Consider the following 4,742-nt stretch of genomic DNA (forward strand, 5'->3'; position numbering starts at 1 on the left):
AAGAAAACGTAATTTAATTGAAACAGTTTTTGATTATTTAAAGAACAAAATGAACCTTGAGCATACTAGACACAGATCCCCTATAAATGCTTTTGTTCATATACTTTCTACACTAGTTGCCTATTCTCTTAAGAAAAATAAACCTTCCATAAATTGCAATTTCGACTTTCCTCTAAATTATAACCTTATCCCGAATTGACGTATAATGTTGCTTTCATATGGTTAAATCGCTAAGGTTTGTCTAGTACTACAGTTGTAGATTAAATGTGAGTGTTCACGGAAAAAAGGTTAAAGTATAAGATGTCATTGCGAGGAGAGCGTAGGTCGACGAAGCAATCATAAAACTAACCAAAAATGGATTGCCACGCCACCTACGGTAGCTCGCAACGACGATTTTTCTACTTTATTTATATGTCATTGCGAGGAGGTCGCCAGACCGACGAAGCAATCCAGAGAAGTGATTAGAAATGGCTTGCTTCGTCGACCTTACGGACTCCTCGCAGTGACGCTTGGCGATCAGATTTTTTTATTCATCACAAAAAAATAGCAAAAAAATTGTGAACGCTCACATCTAAACTATAACTGTAATACAGAATTATGGTTTAAATAAATTACCTAGACCACTACGTATTAGGCTTTTGGGGTTCATATTGCTTGCCTTTTTCATAAAACCACTTATTTGCTTAAATTGTTTCAATAGATTATTGACTTTCTGAACTGATGTTCCTGAGCCTTCAGCAATACGCTTTCGACGTGAGGCATTCAGCAAATCTGGTTTTCTTCGTTCTTTTTTGGTCATTGACAAAATTATTGCTTCTTGGTGGTCTATTAATTTGCTACTTAATTTCGATTGATCGACCTTATCGATAATTTTATTAATGCCAGGTAACATATTTATCATACTGCTCAATCCACCTAGTTTTTTTATACTCCTCATTTGCGTTAGGTAATCTTCCAAGTCAAATTTACCTTTTTTTAGTCTAGCAGCTGCTTTTTCCGCCTCTTCCTGATCTATTAGGCTACTTGCTTTTTCAACAAAGGAAATAATATCTCCCATATCTAATATTCTCGAGGCGATACGTTCTGGATCAAATAACTCTAAATCTGCCAATTTTTCACCAGTACTTAGGAACTTAATAGGCTTATTGGTAACATGCTTAATACTCAAAGCCGCTCCACCTTTAGCATCACCATCAATACGAGATAAAATCACCCCGGTAATTCCTAGTTGTTGGTCAAAATTGCTAGCTATAAGTACTGAATCTTGCCCTGTCATTGCATCAACCACCAGAATTATTTCCTTTGGCTTTACTAAATTTTTTATATTTACCGCTTCTTGCATCATTTGATCATCGATTTGCAACCTACCTGCCGTATCATAAATAACGACATCATAGGCGGCTAATTTTGATTCGTGCAAGGCTCTTTTAGTAATATCGATAGGATTATGGTTGGGGATAATAGTTAAACTATCTACCTCTATCGATTTACCAAGGATGGTTAGCTGCTCCTGAGCAGCAGGACGATAAGTATCAAGAGAAACTAACAACACCTTTTTATTCTGATTTTTTAGCCTAAGTGCTAATTTAGCACTGGCAGTAGTCTTCCCACTTCCTTGCAGCCCAACCATCAAAATATTTACCGGAGGGGCAGATTTAAGTTGTAATACACTATCCTCTGGAGAAGAGGATAATATATTAATTAACTCATTATGGATAATTTTTACTATCATCTGCCCTGGAGAGACTGATTTTATCACCTCCTGCCCCATAGCTTTTAACTTTACTTCAGCAATAAAGTCCTTAACTACCGGTAGTGCCACATCTGCTTCAAGAAGGGCAATCCTAATATCACGCATAGTATCGTTTATTTGGGCTTCAGATAAAGTGCCGCTTCTTTTGATACGATCAAAGATTTTTGTTAGATTTTGAGTTAATGTTTGGAACATAAAATTTAATAAGTTACTTTAATTTTATCATTCTAGCATATTTACTAAGAAGCACTAAGCATATTAGCAAAAAAAATATTATAGTCAATTGATATCATTATTAATTTTCAAAAAATACTTTACATGTAAAACAAAATATTGTCTTATATAAAATGTATCGTACATTTGTTAAATTTTTATAAGGTAAATTTTATGGGCAAATCCACTACAGAACTCAATAGAGTTATCAAAGCTCTAAAAGCAGGAGAAAATATTGAGAAGATAGATTTGTATAAGAATAAGATAGGCAATAAGCAAATTGGATTACTGGTACAAGCCTTATTGGAAAACAATACTGTAAAACGTATAAATTTAGATTGCAACGAAATAGATGATAAAGGCGCTATGTTAATAGCCAAACTATTAGAAGGCAATAAATTTATAGATGGAGTCTATTTACATCGTAACAAGATAAGCAATAAAGGCGCAAAATGTTTAATACAAGCTTTAGAAAATAACGACCGTATATTGAGCCTTGACTTGTCCGGAAACAAAAAGATAGGGCTTGGTCTACAACAAGATGTAATGAAGCTATTACATAGAAATATATTAAAAACTGTAGAAACATTACCCTATCAGAATGAACAAGTAGATCAGGCAAAAGAAGATAGTGTATGGCTATGGTTAATGAAAAAAAATACCCCTTCCATTTCCTCTGCAATGCAAACACAGTCGCTAGACAAAAAACTACCGCCTATTGTGCAAAAGTTAAAAGAAATGCAGCAGCAATTAGGAGGGATTATAGAAGAAATAGAAGCACTCTTACAAGAGCAAATTTCTCAAAATGCATCGTTATTAGGTAATATAAGCCTAATAGTTCATTCAGATTCAACAGATTCTGTTAACGTTGTTTGACTTAGATAGTCACCTACGCGGGAATGATAACTTATGGATTACTTCGTCGATCTACGGTCTTTCTCGCAATGACACCAAGCTATTTTCTATGCGACTTTTAAACGCCATGCGTAAGATGAGAAAATATATATAAAACATTTATCAAAAGGACACAATTTCAAATTTTAGCGTTATTAGTTGATTATTTGTCCATTCTAACATATAGTCAATTGATGAGAAGTTGGGGACGTTGTCACTCGTCGCTCGCCTATTACTTATAGGCGTCGCTCCATCGTTCCTAGCCCCAAATTCTCCTGAATTAACTATAATATCCTGGTATCACTAAGAGTGTTACGATTTTTTATTTATAAAATTTTATTTTATGCACAATACTGATATTATAATAATTGGAGCAGGGCCAGTTGGGTTATTTGCTATTTTCCAAGCTGGGATGCTTGGTATGCGTTGCCATGTTGTTGACTCACAGGAAATAATAGGCGGGCAATGTAGCATACTATATCCAGAAAAGCCGATATATGACATACCAGCCTACCCTAAAATTATGGCAGAACAGTTGATAGAACAATTGGCATTACAAGCCAATCCGTTTAATCCGGTTTATCATCTCAATCAGCAAGTTATACAATTAAAAAAAGCAGATGACTATTTCCAAATCACCACTTCTAAAAATGTCACAATAGCTGCTAAAGTTATTATTATTGCTGCTGGCTGTGGTTCTTTTGGACCTAACAGACCTCCACTAGTTGGTATAGAAGCATTTGAAGGAAAATCAGTATTTTATTTTATCAATAACCGCAATAGTTTGGCTAACCAAGAAATCGTCATAGCTGGTGGCGGAGATTCGGCTGTAGATTGGGCAATATCACTCTGCGAAATTGCTAAAAAAATATATTTAGTACATCGGCGTGAGAAATTTCGAGCAGCTCCTGAAACTATAAGGCAACTCAAAGAATTAGCCGATAATGGTAAAATTGAGTTGGTAATTAATTATCAACTAGACCATTTAGTAGGAAAAGATGGCATCTTAGAAGCCGTTGGAGTAAAGGATTTCGAAGGAAATATTCGTACCTTATCGGCAAATATATTATTGCCATTTTTTGGACTTACCCAAGAACTTGGTCCGATAAAAAATTGGGGATTAAATATTAAAACTAATCATATAATTGTCGAGCCTGGTTATTTTGAAACAAATATTTCAGGTATCTATGCAATTGGTGATATTGCTAGTTATCCAGCAAAATTAAAATTAATTCTTAGTGGTTTTGCAGAAGCAGCCAGTAGTTTACATCATGCCTATAGTAGGGTATTTGAAGGTAAAGCCTTACATTTTGAATATTCGACTACCAAAGGACTGCATAAATAGGCTACGCAACTTTTATAGTCAATTGATGGGAAGTTGGTGACTTTGTCGCTCAATGCTTGCCTATTACTTATAGGCGTCGCTCCATCGTTCCTGCTACCCAATTCCCCACAACTGTTGAAAGTTGGAAGAGGAAGCAGTTTTAGACCAGGTAGTTTAAAGTCATATGTGGTCAACGTCTATTAGCGAGGAAGACCGTAGGTCGACGAAGCAATCCACAAAATTAACCAAAAATGGATTGCCACGACCTACTTGCGTGGTCTCGCAATGACGAAAAAGCTATCTAAAATCCGCTCCACCTTCTAACTTTCAACAGTTGTACCCAATTCCCCTGAATTAATGGTATGGACCTACCCTATATACAGAATGAGAAGCATATGCTAATCTTCTAGGATAGGAAATGAATCCTAAACAACAATAAGGAGACCCATATGGAAGTTACCACAATTGGTATAGATATTGCAAAAGAATTTTTCAAATTCACGGTGTAGATAAAAATGGTAAGACAATATTAAAGAAAAAATTAATGAGAGAGCAGGT

General features: G+C 35.3%; 5 protein-coding genes and 1 pseudogene. 4 read left to right on the forward strand and 2 right to left on the reverse strand.

What is annotated here, in order from left to right; all coding sequences use genetic code 11:
• Nucleotides 1-199 (forward strand): transposase (locus RiCNE_RS05935; RefSeq protein WP_157905643.1); only part of this gene is annotated, 199 nt, incomplete at its 5' end.
• Between the two features lie 396 nt (nt 200-595).
• On the opposite strand, the gene ffh is transcribed toward RiCNE_RS05935, so the two are convergent.
• Complete coding sequence (gene ffh, locus RiCNE_RS05940; protein ID WP_094649668.1) at nt 596-1,948, reverse strand: signal recognition particle protein; 1,353 nt, start codon at nt 1,946-1,948, stop codon at nt 596-598.
• A gap of 192 nt (nt 1,949-2,140) precedes the next feature.
• Between ffh and RiCNE_RS05945 the strand changes: the two genes are divergently transcribed.
• Together RiCNE_RS05945 and RiCNE_RS05955 are read left to right on the forward strand one after the other, a co-directional pair.
• Nucleotides 2,141-2,842, forward strand: a complete 702-nt coding sequence (locus RiCNE_RS05945; RefSeq protein ID WP_094649669.1) for a leucine-rich repeat domain-containing protein — start codon at nt 2,141-2,143, stop codon at nt 2,840-2,842.
• A 361-nt stretch (nt 2,843-3,203) separates the two neighbouring features.
• Nucleotides 3,204-4,205: an NAD(P)/FAD-dependent oxidoreductase gene (locus RiCNE_RS05955; protein WP_094649670.1), complete on the forward strand. Its 1,002-nt coding sequence runs from the start codon at nt 3,204-3,206 to the stop codon at nt 4,203-4,205.
• On the opposite strand, the gene RiCNE_RS07580 is transcribed toward RiCNE_RS05955, so the two are convergent.
• The gene (locus tag RiCNE_RS07580) at nt 4,136-4,306 is read right to left on the reverse strand and encodes a hypothetical protein (RefSeq protein WP_157905698.1); all 171 of its coding nucleotides are present in this window, start codon (nt 4,304-4,306) and stop codon (nt 4,136-4,138) included. The two genes, RiCNE_RS05955 and RiCNE_RS07580, sit on opposite strands and share 70 nt — an antisense overlap.
• Before the next feature lie 327 nt (nt 4,307-4,633).
• On the opposite strand from RiCNE_RS07580, the pseudogene RiCNE_RS08090 reads away from it, so the two are divergent.
• Nucleotides 4,634-4,742: pseudogene (locus RiCNE_RS08090) on the forward strand (IS110 family transposase); the annotation flags it as partial.

It is taken from the genome of Rickettsia endosymbiont of Culicoides newsteadi, from assembly GCF_002259525.1.
Lineage (GTDB): Bacteria > Pseudomonadota > Alphaproteobacteria > Rickettsiales > Rickettsiaceae > Tisiphia.